We start from the raw sequence: 21,627 nt of genomic DNA on the forward strand, positions 1-21,627 counted from the left end.
TGTGCGTTAATCCAAGTAGGATAAAGTCACTTAATCAAATTAGTTGAACCGAGTGAAAATCAGTACGATTAAGTCTTATTTATAAAGGCTTTCAACAACCTAAAATAAACTGAGTTAAATAAAATCAAATCAAAAAAATAATTATATGAGCATTTTGGAGAGCAAGTGATCTGCTTCAAATAACTCAAAATAAATTAGATTTGATTGTCGTAACATTTAAAAAGGGTAACCTTCAGTATTTATCCCTTTATTCATAAAGCATTTCGTCATATCATTTGGAAGTGGATTTGACTCCCACTGTCTCTGTTTTATGGAAATTATAGGTTTGAATGGACACCGAAATCCCATGGTATATATGGGGTTTCGGTGTTCTTTACTTTCGTATGGTTTTACTGGGTTATAAAAAAAGTAGTTAATATTAAAGCGAGCCATTCAAGTAATTATCGAATTTTTGAATCGTCTCAGATTTCGCCTTTTGCGTGAGGTGCGTATAAATATCCATCGTCGTTTTAATATCAGAATGTCCCAAGCGGTCTTGAATTTCTTTAAGACCAGCGCCCGCTTCAAACAGAAAGGAGCAGTGGGTATGGCGTAGTCCATGCGTAGTAATTGTTCGAAATTACCATCAACATCTTTCGCTGCACTCTTTTTTACCACTATTGGTAATGTATTTGAAGCAGTAATGACAGTGTTTGATTATGGTATCGTACTTATCATTGTATTTACTGGCGCTGCATTGATGTTAGGGCATCGCTCGAAGGCTATCGAATTGTTAATCGGGGTGGCTTGCGGATAATTATTAGGGAGAAAAGCCGTTGATATTCGTGATTTTTAAAATCAATTTAATTGTCATTTTTTTGTGGTTGTGCGCGATAAATCTTATAAAATATAGTAGATTTTAAAGTTGACATATAAAAAATGCAATAATATAATTATTCTAAATAATTAAATAAGCCTCACTTTTCTGATAGTGAGGTAGAGGCGCGGCAGTTAACAGTACCTAATGGAGTCCGAGAAGATGAAGAAGTTAGATAGAAGGAAGTGTCGCCGAAGTATGTGATGAGTTCTCGCCATCATATACTGGGGCTGTAGCGAATAGTTGCAGGACTGTCTTCGTAAACGTACGTGTATATGAAGTTGTGCTATCTCTGTTTAGACAAACAGTGGGATTTTTAAATGGTCGATTCATTTTAAGTTTCTAGAAATGAGTAGGTCATTTTTGTGTTAGATAGATTCTTTTGTACAAAGAGTCTGTTTTTTATTTGTCTATACATTTTAGAAGTAGAGGTATTTTGGAGGGGATTTTATGGATAATACATCAACATTATATTATGAATTTTTACCGACTGACGGTCAAAAAATAAACGTGAACCCAGATAAAACAGCATTACTAATAGTAGACATGCAACATCAGTTTATTAGCCGGGACGGATTAGACGCGCAGGTTGCAAGAGAAAAGGGCATGTTTGATAAGTGGGAATACTTTTTTGATCGTATCGACAATTTAACGATTCCGAACAATAAAAAGCTTTTAGATTTTTTCCGTACTAATAAATTAGAAGTAACATTTGGTCGCATTGCTTGCCATCATAAAGATGGACGAGATCGTTCTCCTGTACAACGCCGACCAGGGTGGAACAATATTTTATTACCAATCGGTGACCCAGGAGCGGAGATGGTGGATGAATTAAAGCCTCTTGATGACGAAATTGTTGTAAATAAAACGACAGATAGCGTACTAAGTGGTACGAATTATGAATTTTTACTGCGTAATATGGGCATTGAAACAGTAGTTTGTACAGGTGTTGTAACAGATCAATGTGTTGCTTCAACAGTTCGAAGCTTAGCTGACGCAGGCTTTGAAGTTATTTTAGTTGAAGATGCATGTGCAGCTGCAACGCAACAGCTTCATGATGCTGAAATTATGATTATGAATCAAATTTATTGCCAAGTGATGAGTACAGATGAAGTAATTGATTTAGTAACGGAAGAACTATCAAAACGCGAACTACTGAATCTGTGAGAGGAAATGGACTATGAATCAAACACCAAATGATCATACACCACAGTTAAAGCGTGTTTTAACATTAAAAGATTTAGTCATTTATGGTATTGCTTTTATGACACCGATTGCGCCAGCTTATATTTATGGCTTTGCAGCAGAGACTACAGGTGGAATGTTGCCATTAGCCTACTTGATTGCGATGGTTGCAATGATGTTTTCTGCATATAGTTACGGTCGAATGGCTGCTGTTTTTCCAAATGGAGGGTCAACGTATACATATACCCAGCGTGCAATCAATCCGCATTTAGGTTTTTTTGCAGGTTGGGCTATGTTTATGGATTATGTTTTAGTGCCACTCATTGTATTCATGGTAGGTGCTTCATATGCGAATGCATTAATGCCGTTTGTTCCGTATTGGGTATGGGTGTTATTAATTGCAGGTATTATAACTACTGTCAATATTCTAGGTATTGGCATCGCTGCAAAAACAAATCAAATCCTCGTTATGTTTATGGGAATTATAGTTGTTATTTTTGTGATTTTTTGTGTAAAGACAATTGTCGGTGCGGAAAGTGATACGTCGCTCTTTACTGTTGTCCCGTTTTTCAACGATGAAAAATTCGTTATGTCTGCAATTATTTCTGGTGCAGCAATGGCTTGCTTCTCATTTTTGGGGTTTGATTCGATTACAACACTTTCAGAAGAGGCAGTTAATCCAAAAGAGGATATTTGGAAGGCAGCTATTTTAGCTTGTTTAATCGGAGGACTTATTTTTATTGTGCAAGCGTATGTAGCTCAGCTCGTTTGGCCTGATGTTACAAACTTTAGTTCAGCTGATACGGCTTTATTTGATGTAGCGGAAAAAGCAGGTGGTGCAGTTCTTGCAACTCTTTATACGGTTGCGATTATTGTATCGACAGTGACAGCTGGTTTAACAGGACAAGCAAGTGCATCTCGTTTAATGTATAGTATGGGGCGAGATGAGGTACTTTCGAAAAAGTTTTTCACACGTTTACATCCAAAATATCAAACACCAGTATACAATATTTTATTGATGTGTGTGATTAGTGTTTTAGGAGCGCTGTTTTTATCAATAAATTTTGTAGCAGAATTAATGAACTTTGGAGGCCTGACAGGATTTATGTTTGTCAATTTGTCAGTGATCGTGTATTACTTCTTCCGTAAAAAAGAAATGAAAATAATTCGATACTTATTAATTCCAGGGCTAGGATTTGGTATTTGTTTCTACTTATTTATTAATTTATCACCGATGACATTGAAGGTAGGCTTTATCTGGCTTGCAATCGGTTTTATTTATGCTTTCATTACGACGAAAGGCTTCAAAAAGAAACCGCCAACATTTACGGATTTATAAATTACCGAAAGAGCTTAGAGTAAATTTCTAAAATAAGTCAGTTATCTAGTATTGGTAATTTTTATCGATGTTAGGTAGCTGATTTATTTTTATACAGGAATATCTTTTACGAAAGCAAAATACTCGCAGTATAAAATATCTTTACTTACGGGTATAGGCCAATACTTCACGGCATGATTAACTGAATAATCTTTTATAGCCAGAATAATGAATATAAGTGCATTTTCAAAAGCTAAAAGTGTTATACTTATAAGCACGTTATAAATTGAGGAGTTAGACAGTATGAAATATTTTAAACCACAAATGCAGCAACTTGTGAAAGAAAACCGTGAATTGCATGATCGCCTAAAAGAGTTAATGGCAGATATGGATTTACAAAAAAATTATGCTTTAAAAGCTCTATATCACGCTGAAGTAGCGGACGGTGGACGCTATCAGCAAGATTATCAAGCGTTGGACTATTTATATAAATAACTCTAAATGAGCAAAAACACTTCGAATAATTTCCATTAAACAAAATAAAAAGACAGAATCTACTCTTTTGGTTAAGCTATTTTCCAAAAGATTATTGCTGTTAAAATTAAAAGGCAGATTTAATCTACAAAACGTGTAGAATTAATTCTGCCTTTTTTTGTAGATATCTGGTGAATCTAAATTTAAAGTAAGCCACATTTAGTACAATAACTTATGGATTGAAAGGAAGATGATTAGTATCGCCATCACTATTATCAAATATGAAAAAATGGATTTTTTGTCTTTTCTAAAACTTCGCATTTCATTAACAAGTAAATTTATTGCTATTAATAGGAATGCGATTTCTGTTAAATTATCGTACATAAACCCAAGTATCGCTAGAAGTAGTGCGACGATAGCAATAACAATTTGGATCTTATCTAACTGATTAAAAGTTTTTTTCATCCATTCTCCTTTCAACCTTCATTTTGTACAATTTTACCACTAGAAACAGTTACTTCTAGCGCAAATAGCAACAATCTTTTCGAAAACAGCCTTTGGTTAAAATGAACGCTCTCACACAAACATCCACCAAAGGAGTGTATCTGTCTGATGAATTGATAAACACATCACCACAAATCAAGCGATAGAAAGTTCTCATCCTCGCGTTAAAATGTGAATATTCGAGTCTAGTAAATCAGCCCTCAGATTGAACTAAATAACGTTTAACAACATTGTCATATTTCACGATTAAAATATCATCACGTTCTTTTGCTGAATAAATCTTTGCGCCAATTGGCAAATGGTTAGCTGTACCATCCTTAAAATCCTCAGCTTTAGTGGCATTAAATTGTATGTCACCAATATATTTATCTTCATTAATTTCAAGTTCATCGATCCATTCTATATTGGTCGAGAAAATGTTACCTTCCCATTGAAAAATATTTGCTTGGTTGTTCAATCTTAAAGCTTCAGCTGCGTCAGGTTTTTTAGAAGTATAAGTATCTTCTACGACTGACTCATTACAACCAACTAAAAATAAACTAAACAATATTATAAATAATAAGTAGTTTTTCGTTTTCAATATTTCACCCACTCAATTCAGTCGTAGGAACCCCTCAATTTTATTCAAACTCATTAATCAAAATCAATTATTTGATGTGGCATGCAAAGGTGTAGTTTAATGAAAGAAGATCTCTTTCTACAATGGGTTCTCCACCTGCTTTTAGACACCTTTCACTTACCAAATTAATTTCCTGTTGATTAAAAAATGATTGCACTCCAGTTAAAAACACTACGCCAAAAACAAGTAATAGACCAATTTTTAAAAATGGTCTTTTCATTTTATCGCTCCTTCTTTTTAACATGAAGTTCTCTACATCAATACCAATGAATTCTTAACTTTTTAATTACCGTTTATGTTGATGGCTGTTATTTACAGTTTAATGGAAGAACATAGGGAAGTACATATTACGAAATTCCTTAAAACGTTTAATGTTTCTGTTGTTAAAGTATGAAATCTGGAAACAGGAAATGAATAGAGAAGGTTTATTGACAAAGTGTATACGTTTGTATACACTGGAAATGTATTTGAGATTGTATACAAATGTATACAATGAGAGGAGAATGAAAATGAGAAGTGAAAAAATGAAGGAGTTTAGAGAAGAGGGACATCATCGAGGGGGACGTCATAGAGGAAGAGACGGCTCTCATCAACGAGGCCCTAAAACTTTCCGTCGTGGAAGAGCTATTGCTTTTTTAGAGATGATGAATCTAAAGCGTGCAACGATTAAGCAACAATTAGAGCAACCAGAGTTTCAATCGATTCAGCCAATATTAGTGGGCGAATTAAAAGCTATTGATATGGTCATCAATGAATTCAGTCAATTATTTGAAATACATGAAAGTGAAACACTGGATACACCCGACAGTCAAGAAAATGAAAAATCTTTAAACAATGATGAAGAAGGGAATAACCTAAATGAAAATAATTAATACTTACATTGATTCAGTGTTTCATACACAAGACTCTATTTTAGAGGGGGTTATTACATCCATTGAAGAAAACGGAATGCCCGCCATTTCTGTTTCTGCTTCCTCTGGAAAACTTTTAACAATGCTTGTATCGATGACAGGCGCTAAAAACATTCTTGAAGTAGGGGCTCTCGGTGGCTATAGTGGAATTTGTTTAGCTAGAGGATTTGGCAGTGATGGAAAATTAACTTCTCTTGAATTAGAGGAAAAATACGCACAGTTAGCTTACAGTAATTTATCAAAGGCAGGTTTTGGTGAACAAGTGACCTATATGACGGGACCTGCATTGCAAAGCCTCGAAAAGCTGGAGCAGGGCAATGAGCGATTCGATTTTTTCTTTATTGATGCGGATAAGGATAATTATGAAAACTATTTAAATTATTGTGTGAAGTTAGCAAATCCCGATGCGATTATCGTTACGGATAATGTCCTTGCAAATGGGAGTGTGGCAGACCCAAATGCCCAACCAAAACGTTATACGGAATTAATGAAGAAATTCAATGTAGCGGTAGCGAACTACCCTCAATTAGAGTCGATTATTATTCCAATCGGTGATGGTATGACACTTTCAAAAGTGAAGAAGTAAGCACCATTTTGTTTCGAAGGCACTGACGGACTGCATGTTAGTGCTTTTTTGCTTTACAATTTTTCTAGTCTACAAGTATAAATAATTGAGTATCCATCCGGCAATCCCAGCCATGATTCCAACAATAATTAAGATAAGTCCATGCTTTTTCGCATGATAATCACTTTTTAAAACGACGCCCATACAAATGGTCATAATACCACAAAACAATTGAAAAAAGACAAGGGCAAACGAAACGTTTATCCAACCAATTAGTATGAGTAGGGATTTGTAGCTCTTTTCAGTGTTCATATACATTCCTCTTTTCGTGTTTTGTATATAGACCATTTTATTGGAGCGGATTATTAAAAATACATGATTTAATTTTGATATTATCAGTAGTGTAGAAAAAGGGGAGCCACGATAAGTTGGGGGTTCAATAAAAAAAGACTGAAGTCAAACTTGTTGTCATAAGCTTGTTTCAGTCTAATTTAGATTTAACTTATCTTATTTACTTCAATCTTAGATGTACTATTGGATAAGGGCGACCTGAACTATCAGTTGAATCTTCACTGACTATCGTGAAACCATTTTTAAAATAAAACATTTTTGCGTTTTCATTGTCTTTATTAACATCAACGGACCTAATATTAAAATCTCTAATAAGTTGTTGTATTATTTGTTTTCCATAACCTTTTCCAATTTCAGCAGGTTCTAAAAATAGCATTTCTAAATGCTGATTATTGGTACCAGAAAAACCTATCAATTCATTTTCCGCAAACCAAATTCTCACATCAAGATGTGGGAAATACATAGGGATTTCCTTTTTTATGTCTTCCTTATCTTTTAAACTTAAAAATTCATGCGTTTTGGTAACGGATCTATCCCAAAGATTTATGATAGTTTCATAGTCATTAGTTGTTGCTTGTCTGTTTTTCATACTGTTCTCTCCTTTTTCTCTTCATTATCACGCACCTTTCTATTTTGTAATTGAAGATTTTAACGATGTAGCACCAATCTATATAAAATTTCATTTTTATTTTCCTCCCAATTGAGGGGATTTGTTCTTATAATTTTATGTAACGAAAATCATAACATATAGTAAAAGAGAAACAAAAAATAATAGAAGGGCCACAATAGTAGAGACCCTTAGTATCAAGTCAGGAGGTGTAAGGCTAAGTTAGCTTTACATTACTATAAATATGATGTAGAAGAAAATAAAGTTAGTTTTGTGCCTGCAAGATAGATTCATTTTTTATATCATCACAAAATCCTAGACTTAACTAATTTTAGTTCCGTTTGGGACAGGTTGGTCAAGCGTTAATAAAATCACATCTCCTTCTACAGGAACTCCACCAATCACTAAAACTTCAGATTTAAAGCCTGCCACACGACGAGGAGGGAAATTAACGATCGCTACTACTTGCTTATTAATAATCGCTTCAGGCGTATAGCGTTTAGTAATTTGAGCAGAGGATTGCTTGAGTCCGATTTCTTCCCCAAAATCAATTTTCATTTTAATGGCAGGAACCCTTGCTTTCGGAAGTTCCTCGGCTTGGATTACAGTCCCAATTCTAATATCAAGATTCACAAAGTCTTCAATAGTGGCCATAAAAAATACTCCTTCATTTAATTTTTAATTTGTATAAACTCTTGTAAATTCTTTTCGATGAAATTATTAATTTTTTCTATAGTAGTTGGATAAATATTTTCGAACATTACATATAGCGATTCAAATGATGCATGGAGCTCTTTGTTATGATTTAAATCATCACGAGTGATTGAAAAATTCTCTAATGTAGTAGGGTGATTATGTTGTTTTAGTTCTTGTTCTATTTTCTCAAGGAGTAAAAGAAAAGGTTCTTCATGAAAATACTTAAAACATGCTTTGATAGCTGCCCAACTTTTAGGTTGAGCCATGAAATAAGCACTCCACCAATAAAATTCGATAAAAGATTTACTAATATGGATATAATAAACATTAAACATAAATAATGCTCGTTGGCCTTCCGTAAGTTCCTCATAAAAACGTTCTTTCACACCGATATTCGTCTCTCTGGACATTCTTACCTTATAAATTTTAACTGACTTCTGCGGGTGTCCAAACACCCACTGAAATCAGTTAAAGCCTCCGGCGGATGTCACGGAATCGGAAAGGAGTTCTTTGTGCAAGCACAAAGCCGATTCCGGACGCAATTATGCCGAGGCATAATTGTTTTAGTGGTTCAAAGCACCTTTGATTTAGAGTGGAATAATTAAAATCAAAGTCTTCTTCTCTTACCTTTATTATCAAAATAATCACACTCCTTCCCAATAATATAACATTTTGGCATTGGGGTGTGCAGCGTTATTTACATTCATTTTGGATTGTTATTCGTTTTGTATACAGTTAAAAGTACAAAAATTAAAGCATTTTTTAGTTTAAACCTCAAATAATAATATTAGAAATAATTATTTGCAGGAGGTGAAAACTTGAGGAAATATTATCTGCTGATCGCATTATGCATTTTCGGGATATTTTTATTCTTTGTAAATGAAAAATCCTTTGCAGATAAAGGAAGGAAGTTTTACGAGGAAGCAGGGCAAATTTTGTGGGATATTAATACGGATGAGAAAGTTATCGCCTTAACCTTTGATGATGGTCCTCATAAAAAGTACACACCTGCCATTTTAGATATATTAGACAAGTACAATGCTAAGGCCACATTTTTTATTGTGGGTGAAAATGCAGAAAAAAACCCAGAGCTTGCTTACCGTATACACGAAGAAGGTCACGAACTAGCCATTCACACATATACACATCCTTTTAGGACTAATGTTTCCAATTTAATGAAAGAAATAAAACAAACACATGCAACAATTTATGGTATTACTGGATATGCACCAGTCTTATTTCGACCGGTTGAAGGGCAATACACTGATTCCATGATTGATGCAATAGCAAAAGCAGGATATAAAGTTGTCATGTGGTCATGGCATTTAGATACATTTGATTGGAAAAGTCCTGGAGACAAGAAAATTACCAATACGGTTTTAAAAGGTGCAAAGCCTGGAAGTGTCGTGTTATTCCATGACGGCGGTGGAAATCGTGATCAAACAGTAAGGGCATTGGAAAAAATCTTACCAGAGCTTGAAAACCAGGGATATAAATTTGTAACGATTTCAGAGCTGCTGGAGATTCAAAAATTAAATAATAAGAATGGAAAATAATATAGGCAGGGCTCGGTTCGTAAACCGGGCTTTGTTTTTGAATGTTGTTAGAAAATGGCATAAATATTTGTGGCGTTATATAATTAAGTTCAGTATTTTCGAAAAATTAAAGCGGAACGGAAGTGGGAAAAGATGAAACAAATTATTGCATTAGGTGGGGGAGGCTTTTCTATGGAGCCTCATAATCCATTATTAGATACATATATTTTACAGCAATCTAACAAAGCTAATCCTAAAATTTGCTTTGTGCCTACTGCAAGTGGGGATTCAGAAAATTATATTTCAAAATTTTATTCTTTTTTTGACTCACAACTATGTATTCCGTCTCACTTATCACTTTTTTCTCCCCCTACGCGAGATTTAGAAAGTTTTATTATGGAAAAGGATATCATTTATGTTGGGGGAGGAAATACTAAAAACCTTTTAGCTTTATGGAAGGAATGGTCGTTAGATAGCATTTTTAAGACTGCTTGGCATGAGGGAATACTTTTAACAGGTATAAGTGCTGGTTCAATTTGTTGGTTTGAGGAAGGACTAACAGATTCATTCGGGGGAGATTTAGAGCCGATAAAATGTTTAGGGTTTCTTCCAGGTAGTAATTGTCCTCATTATGATGGAGAAATCAATCGAACACCAGCTTATCATAATTTGGTGAAAGCGAATAAACTCTCATCTGGGATTGCCGTTGATGATGGAGTAGCCGTTCATTTTACCGATCAAGAAATTCATAAAATCGTTAGTTCAAAACCAAATGGGAAAGCCTATAAGGTCTTTTTGGATAAGGATATCAAGGAGGAAGAGTTTGCTGTGGAATATTTAGGAAGTGTATAAATGATTACTATAAAGACCGTAATAGCTTTAAAGAATATACCTACTCATGACTTTTGGTGTCTTGAATAGTCATATTCATTCAGAAGAAATAAATCGCAAATCTAAGATGGTTCATCAAGCTTAATGCAATACTACATGAATTTCAGTTTTACTTATGCATTAGTTGTGTCGATTTAAAATTCGATTATCTTGGATTATCAATGACTGATTTTAAGCATCTACAGTTTGTTGTATAGCCGTTAATGTATAGAATAAAAATACACGTAACCACTCAGCGTCGTGTACTTATGATACAAAGGTTGGGGTTACGTGTTTTTAAACGTTAATGAAGCAATAGGAAAGTCTAATTTTTATGATTAAGAGATTTTACGCCCTTTACCAAAAGGAATACATAATGGTGTGCCAAAAATAGGATCATTCGTCATTTTACAATCTAGATCAAAGACATGCTTTACCAATGTCGTCGTCATGATTTCTTCAGGCCTTCCTTGTTGAAAGACGCCTTGGTCTCGAACAGTTATGATGTGGTCAGCATATCGACATGCTAAGTTAATATCGTGTAAAACCATAATAATTGTCCGCTTTTGCTGTTGATTTAATTCAAATAATAAATCTAAAATTTCTATTTGATGTGTTAAATCTAAGTAAGTAGTTGGTTCGTCTAAAAGGATAATATCTGTATCCTGTGCAAGTGTCATGGCAATCCAGGCACGTTGACGTTGACCGCCTGAAAGCTCGTCCACCGGTTTATCCTGTAAATGATCAACACCTGTCGCTTTTAATGCGTTTAACACTATTTCTTCATCTTTTTCTGTCCATTGCTTGCGCCAGCTTTGATGTGGGTAACGACCTTGCTTAACAAGCTGAAGTACTGATAATCCCTCTGGTGCTACTGGAGATTGCGGAAGAATAGAAAGTTTTTTAGCTACTTGTTTAGTCGATAATTTAAAAATGTCTTGTCCATCTAATAATACAGATCCGTTTTTAGGCTTTAATAATCGAGCAATGGAGCGTAAAAGTGTAGATTTTCCACAACCATTGGCGCCAATTAGCACAGTAATTTCATTCATCGGAATAGATAAATTCAGATTTTCAATGATATTGGAATCACCATAATTTAATGTAAGTGATTTAGTTTCTAAAGTTGTAGTCATGAAATTTGACTCCTTTATTTTTTAGGGTTTCTAAATAATAAATAGATGAAATAAGGAGCACCAATGGCAGCCGTAAACACACCCGCTGGTACTTCTAAAGGACTAAATGCTGTTCGTCCGATAATATCTGCAACCATTACAAGTAATGAGCCAATTGCGGCAGATGTAGGTATTAACACACCGAATGAAGGACCTACAATTCGTCTTGCAATATGAGGTGCCATTAAGCCAACAAAACCTATCGCTCCTGCAAACGCGATAGCACTAGCAACTAGACTTGAGCTCAAAAGTAATAGGAAGAGACGTGTTTTTTGTACAGACTGTCCTAAACTAGCAGCCGTATCATCACCCAATTCTTGGACATTTAACTGTCTAGTAATAAAAAATGTTATAAGTAGGAGGACTAGTATCAATGGAACTACAATTTGAACTTGATTCCAATCTGCACTTTTGACGCTTCCTGTAATCCACTTATTGGCTTCACTAGCTTGATAGATGGGGCCAATAATCATCAACATCGTCGTAATGGCTTGCATAAATGCAGAGACTCCGATGCCGATTAACACAAGACGGGTTGGTGTCACTCCTTCTTTCCAAGCAAATACGTAAACAATAAGTCCGACAATGGTTGCTCCGATAAAACCTGCGACGGGTAACCATTCAATACTAACTGTTAAGGAATGATTGGAATCGCTAAACATAGCTAAAAAACCAACGACCGCAGCTCCGCCACCTGCAGAAATACCGATAATATCAGGGGAGGCTAATGGGTTTTTAATAATTCCTTGTAATATAGCACCCGCCACGGCTAAAGCCATTCCAGCAAAAGCAGCTAGAAAAATTCTAGGCATTCTGAAATCAACAATAATTAATTGATCAAACTCAGAACCTTTGCCGAACAAAGTTTGGATCACCGTTAAAGGATTTATAAACGAATCACCAAATGAGGCACTAAAGAAAAAAACGGCTAGTGTAATGATGCTAATAAAGAAAAGCTTTTTAGAAGCTTTAACATCAAGTAAAAACGAGATTTTATTTTGTAGTAAACGTACTGTTTTTAACTGTTTCATTATTTTTTTCCACCTTTTCGCGCAAGGTAAATAAAGAATGGGGTACCAATCATCGCTGTCATTACTCCTACTGGTACTTCTTGAGGCATAATGATATAGCGGGCTGCCACATCGGCTATTAGTAAAAGAATACCACCTAATAGTGCAGCCATTGGAATAAGCCAACGATGATCTGTGCCAACAAACTTCCGCGCAAAATGGGGTACCACAATTCCGACAAACCCTATAGGACCAGCTATCGCAACTGAACCACCTGCTAATAAAATGGCAATAATACCTACCATCAATTTCATCAATCCTAAGGGTAATCCTAGGCCTCTCGCTACATCGTCCCCAAGAGCAAGTATATTCATTTTAGATGAGATTAATAGAGCGCCAACCCATCCAATCACTAAATAAGGTAATACAGATAATAGAATTTCAAGCTTTCTGCCTTGCACTGAACCAGCTAACCAAAACAATACTTGTTCGAGTGCTGCTTCGTTTGTTGCCAGTAATCCTTGAGTAAAAGAAGCAAATAATGCACTGATAGCCGCACCTGCTAAAGTTATTTTGACTGGCGTTACCGCGTCTCGTCCAGCCGAGCTAATAGCATAAACAGATAGAGCGGCTATTGTAGCACCTAAAAATGCAATCCATGCAAAGGCTTGTAAACTTGACACATGGAAGAAAATCATAGCAAAAACGACCGCGAAGCCAGCTCCAGCATTAATTCCTAATATTCCTGGTGATGCTAAAGGATTTTTCGTTAACGTCTGCATGAGCACGCCTGTAATAGCTAAGGAAGCACCCACACATGAAGCGATTAGAGCTCTAGGAATACGAACATTTTGAATAATAATATGCTCGTTAGAATGATTAAACTGTGTAAAAGATTCAATAGTCGTATGAATGGACGTATTTGCATAGCCGTATACAATACTTATCCCCATACAAAGGAGTAGGAGTAGTGTTCCTACAATTAATGTAATTGTTTTTGAAAAATTATTTTTTAAAATCATATAAAGTTGTACTCTTCTTTCAATAGAATTTGTTTACATTTTAGTTAAATAAATGATTGACAATGATAGATTCTTACAATATGATTAATTGCGTTCTCAAGTAGATGAAAGTGATTCTCATTATCATTGAATCTGCTTAAACATTCTATCATATACATTGGGGGAAGAAAAGATGCAAAAAGCATTTCAAAAACTACTAGTTTTGCTTGCTGTTGTCGCTGTATTTGTTTTAGCTGCTTGTGGCAATAACAAGGAAAACACGAAAGAAGAAAGTTCAACTGAGAGTAATGCTTACAGTGTCGAACATGCAATGGGGACAACTGAAGTTAAAGACACACCAAAACGAGTTGTCGTTTTAACAAACGAAGGGACAGAAGCACTTCTTGCTCTAGGTATTAAACCAGTAGGGGCTGTACAAGCATTTTCAGGTAATCCTTGGTATGATCATTTAAAGGATCAGTTGGAAGGTGTGGAAGTTGTCGGGGTTGAAAGTGAAATTAATATTGAAAAAATTGCTTCTTTAAAACCAGATTTAATCATTGGAAATAAAATAAGACAAGAGAAAGACTATACAAAATTAAGCAAAATTGCTCCGACAGTTTTCGCAGAGACACTACGCGGTGATTGGCAAGAAAACTTTAAACTTTATTCAAAAGCGGTAAATCAAGAAGCTAAAGGCGAAGAAGTTTTAAAAGAATATAATGATAAAGTTCAAGCTGTTAAAGAAAAGCTTGGCGATAAAACGAATCAAGAGGTGTCATTCGTACGCTTTATGGCTGATAAATCTCGAATCTACTATACAGATTCATTCTCAGGCGTTATTTTTGATTCATTAGGATTTAAACGTGTACCAGAGCAAGCGGAACTATTTAAAGATAATGCGAAATTAGGAAAATTAGCTGTTGAGGTAGGAAAAGAAGTAATTCCTAAAATGGATGGAGATGTACTTTTCTACTTTACTTACATGCCAACAGGTGATGATACAGCATTAGCTACTGAAAAAGAATGGACAGAAGATCCACTATGGAAAAACTTAAGTGCAGTACAAAAAGGGAATGTCCATAAAGTTGATGATGTAATTTGGAACACAGCAGGCGGCATCCTTGCAGCTGACATTATGCTTGACCAAATTGAAGATATCTTTGTTAAATAACAACGATATCATGAATTAAAAAACGCTATACTTTCATCGACGCTGATGATTGTATAGCGTTTTTCATTTATTCAATTTCGTTAGCAACCATATTGAAGGTACAGGCTCTACCCAAATTTGCAAGTCGTTTTATGTTCTCGAATCATACGTAGATAGGTCCTAGTCGAATTGAAAAATTCACCATATATCGAAACAAAATGGGGTAATCAAACGTAAAATAAGGAAAAGGGGGATATGGATGAAATATTTATTAATCGGTGCTCTCTTATCACTATGCGGTGTTTTCATATCGATGATTTTGTGGGGAATGGAAAAAATTTATTTAGTTCTAGGAACAGTCGGCTGTATTTTCATTTTAATTTCAATGGTTTTTTCAGGGTCTATGGCAAGTGGGGATCGGATGAGGGCAAACTTTGCTACCGAGACTACAGAACATCGGGACGAACGTCATAAAATCACGATAAATTCCTTATACATTGCTTTACCAAATATTATTGTTGCGGTTTTATTTTATTATTTAAGCAAATGATTAAAAGAACGCTTAGAATTTTTGAGAACCTTGGTTTTATTTCATAAAATGAAAAAACTTCTGAACGTTGAAATACAAAAATAAAAGGTCACTCGGACAAAAGTGACCTTTTTGTTTTACTGTAGTATGTCAGGCTGGTAAGTTATCCTACTATTACTATGGATGTTATTTAGCAATAGAGAGTATGGAATGATTGAATGTAACAATGATAATTAGCATTAACTTTTTTCATAAAAAATCTGAATAGTAGTAGAAAACTGCATTAATAATGCATGAATGTTGCACCGACAATAATTAAAAGAATAAAGAGGACTACAATTAGGGCGAATGCTGAGCCGCCGCCATATCCGCCGCCGCCGCAACCACCGCCGTAATAGCCTCCGTAGTAACCACAATTACCACCAAAATTACCACCAAAATTTCCACCGTAGTATCCCATAAAATATCCCCCCCTTCTACGTCTATAATATGTTCAGGTGTAGAAAGGAGGGGAGGTATTCATCTAGGTTTTACTCATTTTGGTTTGAAAATTGAAAAATCCATCATGAGGAATTACCCCGGAAAAAGGGCACCTATGCTAACGGTTCCTCGAATTTTTGAGGTTTTTTAGAAAGTAGAGCATGTTACATATGACATTTAGAGAAAAAACATTTTTATAGAATAATGCCGTTTATTGCATGGGCAATACTAACTTTTTCAATTGTATGCTTCTTACCTTTTTTTATCTGGCTTTCTGCTAGTTATCTTGGAAATGGTGATCAATCAAAAAGAAAAAATAACTATTGGTTATTCTTGATGTTAGCAGGATTATTAAATTCATTGAATTTATTTTTGTATAAGATTCAAGATACATATTTCTTGGTAGTAATAGTCATCATCATATTATTATCGAGCCTACACATGTTCTTCATCGTTCGGAAAGATAAAAGAAAGGCGATGGAATGACTAACAAAACGATTAAGAAATTTGTGCTACAGTACACAAAAAATCTATAAAGTTCTTCGCTATCTCGAAGATTTGATTTTACCTCTGTTTTTTAAAATTTTTTCTGTTTCAATACCCGCGTTGAAAACGGACACTATCATAAGAAAGAAAAATAGAATTTGAATGAACCTATCTGAAATATTTATCAGTATAGGTATAAAAAATTAGGTGAGTTTAGATAACGATGAAAGAGAAGTTAAAAAGGGTCACTCGAACCAAAGTGACCCTAAACCACAAACTAGGAGGGCAAAGCTAAGTTAGCTTTACACTACTATTAATATGATTTGGTAGCTATGTTTGTATAGTGAAATGCCTGTGAATTAAATTGAAAAATTAAATCTATAGGTGAAATTTCAAAATTGTATATCTGTCACTTTTTCTACATGCTCTTCTTATGGAGATATTTGTAACAAGCATTGCGATATATCCTTATAACAATTAAGAAGGTTGGTTATCTAAAGCTGCTTGTAATACTACGTTTGCAAACTCATGGTCTTTGATAACATAAAGTACTTCGTCCGGCTCAACCCAAATGCGCGAAATCGTTTCATGCTCACGAAGAAACGGGGGACAGTCTTGAACTTCCATACAATAAAACATTTGATAACCAATTAAGGGGTACTTCCCATCAGCTTTGAATAAAGGATTCTCTTCGTGGCTGACTTCAATTGCTCCTATATAGTTGATATGACCCTTAACATAGCCTTCTTCAAATGCCTCTCTATGAAATGCTTCTTCAGGTGTTTCACCATTTTCTATATGACCTCCAGGAAAATTAAATCCTCTCCCGTCTACATGAACTAACAAAACATTCCCATTATAAAAACAAACTCCATGTACACTTGTTACGTTGCTGTAATCTTGAAAACTTTTATTTGGTAACCACGTCAGTTTAAGATAATGTCCGCCCCAGTCTACGTAAGTATGGTTGTTCATATGTTGCCCTCCTTTAAATAAATTAAGGAAATCATTATATTTCCATTTTAGTTAGCTGAAAGATATGTTTATAGTCTTTATTTTTTAACATACATTAATAATCTATCAAATTTAGGGGTAATCAAGGAATTAACTCGCAGGTGAGTGATGCTGGGGAATCATTATCTAAACAAAAAAACAAAAAGAGTCACATTTAACTAAGTGTGGCTTTTTCTTATGCATCTAATAGCTATGAATAGAAACAATGGCGGCTATCTTAATGCCAGCTAAGGAGCAGCCATGTTTGACTTAACTTTACGCAATGAAAGAGGTGGTACTATGCAATTAACAGATGGAACAAGAACTTATGATTCAGAAGTGATCGATGAAGCCGCGAAAAAATTACAACGAGATGAGCAGGATCGAGAGATGTTGAATGCTTTTGCTCGCTATGCCTACCTTCGATACAAGCAGATTCGAGATTGTGTAAACCCTCGTAAATGTAAATACATGAGGATTGATCAAGTGCGTGAACAATTAAAATCACCTGCGAAGCTAAGAAAAGTGAGCAGTCGATTTACCATTTCAGAAGAAGAAGTTCTTTACATCGTAGATTTTGTGAAAAAGTATTTGAAGTATGTCAAATAAATAATAATCTCCCGGTCAAAAATTAACCCGGGAGATTCTCATTTTACATAAACAGTCAGTTCATCACCGAAGCACCAGATCATTGACTCTGGAGAATTGTTTCACTAGTTAGAAAATGAGTTTCTCCTGTAAATAATTCTAAAAAATTCATTGCGTGCTTTGCTAAATATCGATCTTTTGACCAAGCAATAGTTGCTTTTGATTGGATATTGCAATTAGAAAATTTAATGATTTTAATACCTTGAATTGAAAATTTATCGAGACTCGTTTTTGGTAAAATTGTTACCCCCAAACCTTCACTTATTAAGGAAATAACCATCGCAATATCAATACACTCACAAATAATAGTAGGCTCAAAGCCGTGTTTTTTAAATTCGTCAAATATTATGCGAAACGTACTACAACTCCGATGACGATAAAACGAAAGAAATGGTATATCTTTCAAGTCTTCTATTCGAATTGGGTTCGGTAAATTCCATTTTGCAGGTGTTGCAAGTACAAACTCTTCAAATTCTAATCCTATTGAAAAGAAATTATCATCTTCAATGGGTTGTTGTAGTATAGCTAAATCGATTTCTTTACTTACAAGACTTTTCGTTAGGAAAAATGTATCTCCTTCTATAATTTTGAAGCATAAATTAGGGTATCTCTCATTCATCAACTTAATTTTTTCAGGTAGGTAAGATAAACAGGTTTGATCTGCGCCAATTGATAATACCCCCTTTAACCCTTCTCCAACTTCTTTTATTTCCGAAATCGTATCTTCGAAATTAGCTAATAATGCTTTGCCTTTTTCATATAAAATCTTTCCTGGTTCAGTTAGCTCTAATGTTCTACCGTTTCGATCCAATAGTTTGCAATTTAATTCTTGTTCAATAACTTTTAATTGATTGCTAAGTGGCGGTTGTGCCATATGCAGTCTTTTAGCAGCTTTCGTAATTTGTTTTTCTTCAACAATCGTAATGAAATAATTTAATTGTCTTAAATCCATTCTTCTCTCACCCCTATACTTAAAATTAAATAGTTTATGCAATTTGTATACTTATTCTGTATAGTAACATTTTTTCGAGTGATTTCGTTAAAATTGTTAGATATTTCTGATTTTTTAGATATATAATCTGTAGAATCCTAGAATTAGTAAGGGTTTTACGGATTTTTAATTTACATATTTTTTATAGATTTTATATAACGATTAAAGTACGGGTATACCTAAAACGTATATATATGAATTTTTAATATATATTTTTAGTATTTATCATTTATAAAAATACATGATATTCTTGTGAATAATAAAAATCGCTAATTTCTCTTTGGTGTATCATTTAGTCTCTAAAAATCAGTTTTTACCTTTTGAGATTTTGTTATTTTTGAAAAACATAATATTACAGATAAATATCAATGGTATTTATTTTCGTTAAACTTTTTCTCGAGGGGGCTATACATACCGTCATTTTAAAAGGGGATGCGGTTTTATAGGTATAAAAATTATTAAGGGGTGTAGTGTTTATGAAAAAGACTTTATTGTCTCTTTTCCTGTTGGTGGGGACACTATTGATGGTGGCCTGTAATTCATCTTCGGATTCGGGGGAAGGTGACGAATCTTCCGTTAGTACTAGTACTGAAGCTTCAGCTAATTCCATTAAAATAGCTGGAATCTTCTCTGCATCTGGTGGGGCAGCTGCTCTAGGGGAACCAGAAATGCAAACGCTTAAAATGTTAGTCGATCAAACAAATGCAGATGGAGGCATAAACGGTCGAAAAATTGACCTAGTAACTTATGATGATAAATCTGACCAAAATGAAGCCATTCTTTCAATGAAAAAAGCTTTAACACAAGACAAGGTATCGATGGTTATCGGAGGGACGACAAGTGGTAACTCATTAGCGATGTTACCTTTGGCAGAGCAAAATCAAGTGCCTTACATTTCTGTTGCTGCCAGTAAACAAATTTATATGAATGAAAATGGAGAAGCGCGAAAATGGGTATTCAAGATGCCGCAGGATGATCAACAAGCTGTGGAACGGATATTACAATATTTAAAAGATCATAACTTAACGAAAGTTGCTTGGTTAAATGTTGCGAATTCTTTTGGAACGGGTGGACATGAAGAATTTGTTCAATACATGGAAAAATACGGTGTGGAATCAGTAATTGAAGATGAATTTGAAGCGACAGTTACAGATGCGAAACCATTATTAACTCGTGTGAAAAAAGCAAATCCAGATGCAATAATTGTATGGGGAACCGTACAAGAGTCAGCAGTTGTCATTAAAAATATTCGAGAATTGGGACTAGATATGCCAGTACTTGCAAGTCATGGTGTCGCAACGGACCAATTTATCGAAGTAGCCGGTGCTGCAGCAAACGATATAGTGTTGCCTACGGGTAAATTATTAATTGCGGACAAATTAGAAGATTCAAATCCACAAAAAGAATTATTAAAAGCGTATAACGAAGCTTTTACAGCAAAATACAATAAACCTGCAAGTACATTCGGTGCATATGCAGCAGATGCTTTCTCGATTGCGACGAAAGCAATTGAAGTAAAAGGTAGTGATAGTGCTGCACTTCGAGATTACATTGAGCAAGAACTAGGTGAATATGTAGGCTTGACAGGTACATTTAACATTACTGCGGATAATCATATGGGGTTGAGTCCGGATAGTTTTGCGATGGTACGAATTGTTGACGGTAAGTGGACTTTAGAAGACTAATCAAAATAATATACATTCGATGAACAGTGGTGTCTCTCCATCACTGTTTATTAAATTATTAGCTTAGTAATCCCGAAATGAATGGAGTGAAACAATATGGAAACCTTTTCTCAAATGTTGCAATTATTATTTTCCGGTTTAACAATAGGAGCCATTTATGCATTGATTGCGGTTGGATTTGTCATTATCTATAACGTGACAGGCATCCTTAATTTTGCACAAGGCGAATTTGCTATGTTTGGTGCTCTAATCAGTATTTCACTCGTAAAAGCGAATCTACCTTTATGGTTAGCTATTATTTTAAGTATCGTCATTGTGGCAGCTATTGGCGCTGTATTTGAACGAACAGCAATTCATACAGCCCGTAAATCATCCATGACAACTCTAATAATCATTACAATTGGTGTATCAATTGCATTTCGAGGTATTGCCATTTTAATTTGGGGAACACAGGCCCAAACATTACCGCCGTTTACGGATAACGCACCGATAAAATTGTTAGAAGCTGTTCTACTTCCGCAAAATCTTTGGGCAATCGGCCTTTCGATTGTTATTTTAATCGTAATGATGTACTTCTTTAACTTTACATTTACAGGAAAATCATTAACAGCCTGTGTTGTTAATCCATTTGCAGCACGTTTAATGGGAATCAATCCAAATAAAATGTCATTGTTTGCTGTTGTTGTAAGTGCTGGAGTTGGGGCTTTAGATGGTACAGTTATCGCGCCAATCTCTGGTGCATCCTACGATATGGGAATGATGCTTGGCATAAAAGCTTTTGTAGCAGCAGTTGTTGGTGGTTTAACAAATGCCCCAGCTGCAATTGCTGGCGCCTTTCTAATTGGAATTATTGAAGCGTTTACAGAAGGGCTATGGTCATCTGGTTTAAAAGATGTAGTGAGTTTCTCTTTATTACTATTAATTTTATTTGTAAAACCAGAAGGTCTATTTGCAAAAGCTTCTGGAAAACGTGTATAGGGAGGTT

The 21,627-nt window shown here is 34.9% G+C and carries 26 protein-coding genes, 1 pseudogene and 1 riboswitch; of the genes and pseudogenes, 13 read left to right on the forward strand and 14 right to left on the reverse strand.

Features of this window, described 5'->3' with window-relative positions; genetic code table 11:
* Positions 1-418 precede the first annotated feature (418 nt).
* A pseudogene (locus ACQKMI_RS18790) lies at positions 419-619 on the reverse strand (tyrosine-type recombinase/integrase); the annotation flags it as partial.
* Here ACQKMI_RS18790 and ACQKMI_RS18795 point away from each other — a divergent pair.
* From ACQKMI_RS18795 to ACQKMI_RS18810, 4 genes are all read left to right on the forward strand, one after another.
* Complete coding sequence (locus ACQKMI_RS18795; RefSeq protein ID WP_427491353.1) at positions 599-796, forward strand: hypothetical protein; 198 nt, start codon at positions 599-601, stop codon at positions 794-796. The pseudogene ACQKMI_RS18790 and the gene ACQKMI_RS18795 sit on opposite strands and share 21 nt — an antisense overlap.
* Positions 797-968: 172 nt before the next feature.
* Positions 969-1,153: riboswitch (Lysine riboswitch) on the forward strand.
* A gap of 153 nt (positions 1,154-1,306) precedes the next feature.
* Positions 1,307-2,023 (forward strand): cysteine hydrolase family protein, encoded by a 717-nt coding sequence (locus ACQKMI_RS18800; protein ID WP_427491354.1) that lies wholly within the window; start codon positions 1,307-1,309, stop codon positions 2,021-2,023.
* 13 nt (positions 2,024-2,036) lie between these two features.
* Complete coding sequence (locus ACQKMI_RS18805) at positions 2,037-3,380, forward strand: APC family permease (protein WP_427491356.1); 1,344 nt, start codon at positions 2,037-2,039, stop codon at positions 3,378-3,380.
* 282 nt (positions 3,381-3,662) lie between these two features.
* Positions 3,663-3,854 (forward strand): hypothetical protein, encoded by a 192-nt coding sequence (locus ACQKMI_RS18810; protein ID WP_100543053.1) that lies wholly within the window; start codon positions 3,663-3,665, stop codon positions 3,852-3,854.
* A 198-nt stretch (positions 3,855-4,052) separates the two neighbouring features.
* Here ACQKMI_RS18810 and ACQKMI_RS18815 read toward each other — a convergent pair whose 3' ends face one another.
* The 3 genes from ACQKMI_RS18815 to ACQKMI_RS18825 form a co-directional block, all read right to left on the reverse strand.
* The gene (locus tag ACQKMI_RS18815; RefSeq protein ID WP_427491358.1) at positions 4,053-4,298 is read right to left on the reverse strand and encodes a hypothetical protein; all 246 of its coding nucleotides are present in this window, start codon (positions 4,296-4,298) and stop codon (positions 4,053-4,055) included.
* 232 nt (positions 4,299-4,530) lie between these two features.
* Positions 4,531-4,917, reverse strand: coding sequence for a hypothetical protein (locus tag ACQKMI_RS18820; protein WP_427491360.1), 387 nt, complete (start codon positions 4,915-4,917; stop codon positions 4,531-4,533).
* A 67-nt stretch (positions 4,918-4,984) separates the two neighbouring features.
* On the reverse strand, positions 4,985-5,176 hold the full coding sequence (locus ACQKMI_RS18825; RefSeq protein ID WP_427491361.1) for a hypothetical protein: 192 nt from the start codon (positions 5,174-5,176) through the stop codon (positions 4,985-4,987).
* A gap of 289 nt (positions 5,177-5,465) precedes the next feature.
* Between ACQKMI_RS18825 and ACQKMI_RS18830 the strand changes: the two genes are divergently transcribed.
* Both ACQKMI_RS18830 and ACQKMI_RS18835 read left to right on the forward strand, forming a co-directional pair.
* A complete protein-coding gene (locus ACQKMI_RS18830) occupies positions 5,466-5,828 on the forward strand; it encodes a hypothetical protein (protein WP_427491363.1) in 363 nt (120 codons plus the stop codon).
* Positions 5,815-6,453, forward strand: a complete 639-nt coding sequence (locus ACQKMI_RS18835) for an O-methyltransferase (RefSeq protein ID WP_427491365.1) — start codon at positions 5,815-5,817, stop codon at positions 6,451-6,453. The genes ACQKMI_RS18830 and ACQKMI_RS18835 overlap by 14 nt, the downstream gene beginning before the upstream one ends.
* 69 nt (positions 6,454-6,522) lie before the next feature.
* Here ACQKMI_RS18835 and ACQKMI_RS18840 read toward each other — a convergent pair whose 3' ends face one another.
* The 4 genes from ACQKMI_RS18840 to ACQKMI_RS18855 form a co-directional block, all read right to left on the reverse strand.
* Positions 6,523-6,744, reverse strand: a complete 222-nt coding sequence (locus ACQKMI_RS18840) for a hypothetical protein (RefSeq protein WP_427491367.1) — start codon at positions 6,742-6,744, stop codon at positions 6,523-6,525.
* A gap of 199 nt (positions 6,745-6,943) precedes the next feature.
* Entirely contained in the window at positions 6,944-7,372 is a 429-nt protein-coding gene (locus tag ACQKMI_RS18845; protein WP_427491369.1) for a GNAT family N-acetyltransferase, read from the reverse strand.
* A gap of 339 nt (positions 7,373-7,711) precedes the next feature.
* A complete protein-coding gene (gene csaA / locus ACQKMI_RS18850; RefSeq protein ID WP_427491371.1) occupies positions 7,712-8,044 on the reverse strand; it encodes a chaperone CsaA in 333 nt (110 codons plus the stop codon).
* Between the two features lie 17 nt (positions 8,045-8,061).
* Positions 8,062-8,472, reverse strand: a complete 411-nt coding sequence (locus tag ACQKMI_RS18855; protein WP_427491373.1) for a hypothetical protein — start codon at positions 8,470-8,472, stop codon at positions 8,062-8,064.
* A gap of 432 nt (positions 8,473-8,904) precedes the next feature.
* On the opposite strand from ACQKMI_RS18855, the gene ACQKMI_RS18860 reads away from it, so the two are divergent.
* Positions 8,905-9,642: a polysaccharide deacetylase family protein gene (locus ACQKMI_RS18860; protein ID WP_427491374.1), complete on the forward strand. Its 738-nt coding sequence runs from the start codon at positions 8,905-8,907 to the stop codon at positions 9,640-9,642.
* Positions 9,643-9,774: 132 nt separating this feature from the next.
* Positions 9,775-10,473 (forward strand): Type 1 glutamine amidotransferase-like domain-containing protein, encoded by a 699-nt coding sequence (locus tag ACQKMI_RS18865; protein ID WP_427491376.1) that lies wholly within the window; start codon positions 9,775-9,777, stop codon positions 10,471-10,473.
* A gap of 356 nt (positions 10,474-10,829) precedes the next feature.
* On the opposite strand, the gene ACQKMI_RS18870 is transcribed toward ACQKMI_RS18865, so the two are convergent.
* From ACQKMI_RS18870 to ACQKMI_RS18880, 3 genes are read right to left on the reverse strand one after another with little or no spacing between them, the layout of a single operon-like run.
* Positions 10,830-11,627 carry an ABC transporter ATP-binding protein gene (locus tag ACQKMI_RS18870; RefSeq protein WP_427491378.1) on the reverse strand — a complete coding sequence of 266 codons (798 nt, stop codon included), beginning with the start codon at positions 11,625-11,627 and terminating at the stop codon, positions 10,830-10,832.
* A gap of 14 nt (positions 11,628-11,641) precedes the next feature.
* Complete coding sequence (locus tag ACQKMI_RS18875) at positions 11,642-12,697, reverse strand: FecCD family ABC transporter permease (RefSeq protein ID WP_427491380.1); 1,056 nt, start codon at positions 12,695-12,697, stop codon at positions 11,642-11,644.
* Positions 12,697-13,698 (reverse strand): FecCD family ABC transporter permease, encoded by a 1,002-nt coding sequence (locus ACQKMI_RS18880; protein ID WP_427491382.1) that lies wholly within the window; start codon positions 13,696-13,698, stop codon positions 12,697-12,699. The genes ACQKMI_RS18875 and ACQKMI_RS18880 overlap by 1 nt, the downstream gene beginning before the upstream one ends.
* Before the next feature lie 172 nt (positions 13,699-13,870).
* Between ACQKMI_RS18880 and ACQKMI_RS18885 the strand changes: the two genes are divergently transcribed.
* Complete coding sequence (locus ACQKMI_RS18885) at positions 13,871-14,851, forward strand: ABC transporter substrate-binding protein (protein WP_427491384.1); 981 nt, start codon at positions 13,871-13,873, stop codon at positions 14,849-14,851.
* A gap of 238 nt (positions 14,852-15,089) precedes the next feature.
* Positions 15,090-15,380, forward strand: coding sequence for a DUF5316 domain-containing protein (locus ACQKMI_RS18890; protein ID WP_427491386.1), 291 nt, complete (start codon positions 15,090-15,092; stop codon positions 15,378-15,380).
* Positions 15,381-15,642: 262 nt separating this feature from the next.
* On the opposite strand, the gene ACQKMI_RS18895 is transcribed toward ACQKMI_RS18890, so the two are convergent.
* Together ACQKMI_RS18895 and ACQKMI_RS18900 are read right to left on the reverse strand one after the other, a co-directional pair.
* Complete coding sequence (locus tag ACQKMI_RS18895; RefSeq protein WP_427491388.1) at positions 15,643-15,819, reverse strand: YjcZ family sporulation protein; 177 nt, start codon at positions 15,817-15,819, stop codon at positions 15,643-15,645.
* Between the two features lie 983 nt (positions 15,820-16,802).
* The gene (locus tag ACQKMI_RS18900) at positions 16,803-17,300 is read right to left on the reverse strand and encodes an NUDIX hydrolase (RefSeq protein WP_427491390.1); all 498 of its coding nucleotides are present in this window, start codon (positions 17,298-17,300) and stop codon (positions 16,803-16,805) included.
* Between the two features lie 279 nt (positions 17,301-17,579).
* On the opposite strand from ACQKMI_RS18900, the gene ACQKMI_RS18905 reads away from it, so the two are divergent.
* Complete coding sequence (locus tag ACQKMI_RS18905) at positions 17,580-17,927, forward strand: hypothetical protein (protein ID WP_427491392.1); 348 nt, start codon at positions 17,580-17,582, stop codon at positions 17,925-17,927.
* Positions 17,928-18,006: 79 nt separating this feature from the next.
* Here the strand turns inward: ACQKMI_RS18905 and ACQKMI_RS18910 are convergent, their stop codons facing one another.
* On the reverse strand, positions 18,007-18,918 hold the full coding sequence (locus ACQKMI_RS18910) for a LysR family transcriptional regulator (protein ID WP_427491394.1): 912 nt from the start codon (positions 18,916-18,918) through the stop codon (positions 18,007-18,009).
* A 515-nt stretch (positions 18,919-19,433) separates the two neighbouring features.
* On the opposite strand from ACQKMI_RS18910, the gene ACQKMI_RS18915 reads away from it, so the two are divergent.
* The gene (locus ACQKMI_RS18915; protein WP_427491396.1) at positions 19,434-20,642 is read left to right on the forward strand and encodes an ABC transporter substrate-binding protein; all 1,209 of its coding nucleotides are present in this window, start codon (positions 19,434-19,436) and stop codon (positions 20,640-20,642) included.
* A gap of 96 nt (positions 20,643-20,738) precedes the next feature.
* Entirely contained in the window at positions 20,739-21,620 is an 882-nt protein-coding gene (locus tag ACQKMI_RS18920) for a branched-chain amino acid ABC transporter permease (RefSeq protein ID WP_427491398.1), read from the forward strand.
* Positions 21,621-21,627: the final 7 nt, after the last annotated feature.

This window comes from Lysinibacillus sp. NPDC097214 (assembly GCF_050277945.1).
In the GTDB taxonomy this organism is placed as follows: Bacteria; Bacillota; Bacilli; order Bacillales_A; family Planococcaceae; genus Lysinibacillus; species Lysinibacillus xylanilyticus_B.

Coding starts and splice junctions, on each gene's coding strand:
- ACQKMI_RS18840 (WP_427491367.1), bottom strand. CDS start 6,744: ATGAACACTGAAAAGAGCTACAAATCCCTACTCATACTAATTGGTTGG.
- ACQKMI_RS18810 (WP_100543053.1), top strand. CDS start 3,663: ATGAAATATTTTAAACCACAAATGCAGCAACTTGTGAAAGAAAACCGT.
- ACQKMI_RS18910 (WP_427491394.1), bottom strand. CDS start 18,918: ATGGATTTAAGACAATTAAATTATTTCATTACGATTGTTGAAGAAAAA.
- ACQKMI_RS18880 (WP_427491382.1), bottom strand. CDS start 13,698: ATGATTTTAAAAAATAATTTTTCAAAAACAATTACATTAATTGTAGGA.
- ACQKMI_RS18835 (WP_427491365.1), top strand. CDS start 5,815: ATGAAAATAATTAATACTTACATTGATTCAGTGTTTCATACACAAGAC.
- ACQKMI_RS18805 (WP_427491356.1), top strand. CDS start 2,037: ATGAATCAAACACCAAATGATCATACACCACAGTTAAAGCGTGTTTTA.
- csaA (WP_427491371.1), bottom strand. CDS start 8,044: ATGGCCACTATTGAAGACTTTGTGAATCTTGATATTAGAATTGGGACT.
- ACQKMI_RS18900 (WP_427491390.1), bottom strand. CDS start 17,300: ATGAACAACCATACTTACGTAGACTGGGGCGGACATTATCTTAAACTG.
- ACQKMI_RS18800 (WP_427491354.1), top strand. CDS start 1,307: ATGGATAATACATCAACATTATATTATGAATTTTTACCGACTGACGGT.
- ACQKMI_RS18875 (WP_427491380.1), bottom strand. CDS start 12,697: ATGAAACAGTTAAAAACAGTACGTTTACTACAAAATAAAATCTCGTTT.
- ACQKMI_RS18815 (WP_427491358.1), bottom strand. CDS start 4,298: ATGAAAAAAACTTTTAATCAGTTAGATAAGATCCAAATTGTTATTGCT.
- ACQKMI_RS18905 (WP_427491392.1), top strand. CDS start 17,580: ATGTTTGACTTAACTTTACGCAATGAAAGAGGTGGTACTATGCAATTA.
- ACQKMI_RS18885 (WP_427491384.1), top strand. CDS start 13,871: ATGCAAAAAGCATTTCAAAAACTACTAGTTTTGCTTGCTGTTGTCGCT.
- ACQKMI_RS18795 (WP_427491353.1), top strand. CDS start 599: ATGCGTAGTAATTGTTCGAAATTACCATCAACATCTTTCGCTGCACTC.
- ACQKMI_RS18920 (WP_427491398.1), top strand. CDS start 20,739: ATGGAAACCTTTTCTCAAATGTTGCAATTATTATTTTCCGGTTTAACA.
- ACQKMI_RS18890 (WP_427491386.1), top strand. CDS start 15,090: ATGAAATATTTATTAATCGGTGCTCTCTTATCACTATGCGGTGTTTTC.
- ACQKMI_RS18865 (WP_427491376.1), top strand. CDS start 9,775: ATGAAACAAATTATTGCATTAGGTGGGGGAGGCTTTTCTATGGAGCCT.
- ACQKMI_RS18845 (WP_427491369.1), bottom strand. CDS start 7,372: ATGAAAAACAGACAAGCAACAACTAATGACTATGAAACTATCATAAAT.
- ACQKMI_RS18825 (WP_427491361.1), bottom strand. CDS start 5,176: ATGAAAAGACCATTTTTAAAAATTGGTCTATTACTTGTTTTTGGCGTA.
- ACQKMI_RS18895 (WP_427491388.1), bottom strand. CDS start 15,819: ATGGGATACTACGGTGGAAATTTTGGTGGTAATTTTGGTGGTAATTGT.
- ACQKMI_RS18870 (WP_427491378.1), bottom strand. CDS start 11,627: ATGACTACAACTTTAGAAACTAAATCACTTACATTAAATTATGGTGAT.
- ACQKMI_RS18915 (WP_427491396.1), top strand. CDS start 19,434: ATGAAAAAGACTTTATTGTCTCTTTTCCTGTTGGTGGGGACACTATTG.
- ACQKMI_RS18830 (WP_427491363.1), top strand. CDS start 5,466: ATGAGAAGTGAAAAAATGAAGGAGTTTAGAGAAGAGGGACATCATCGA.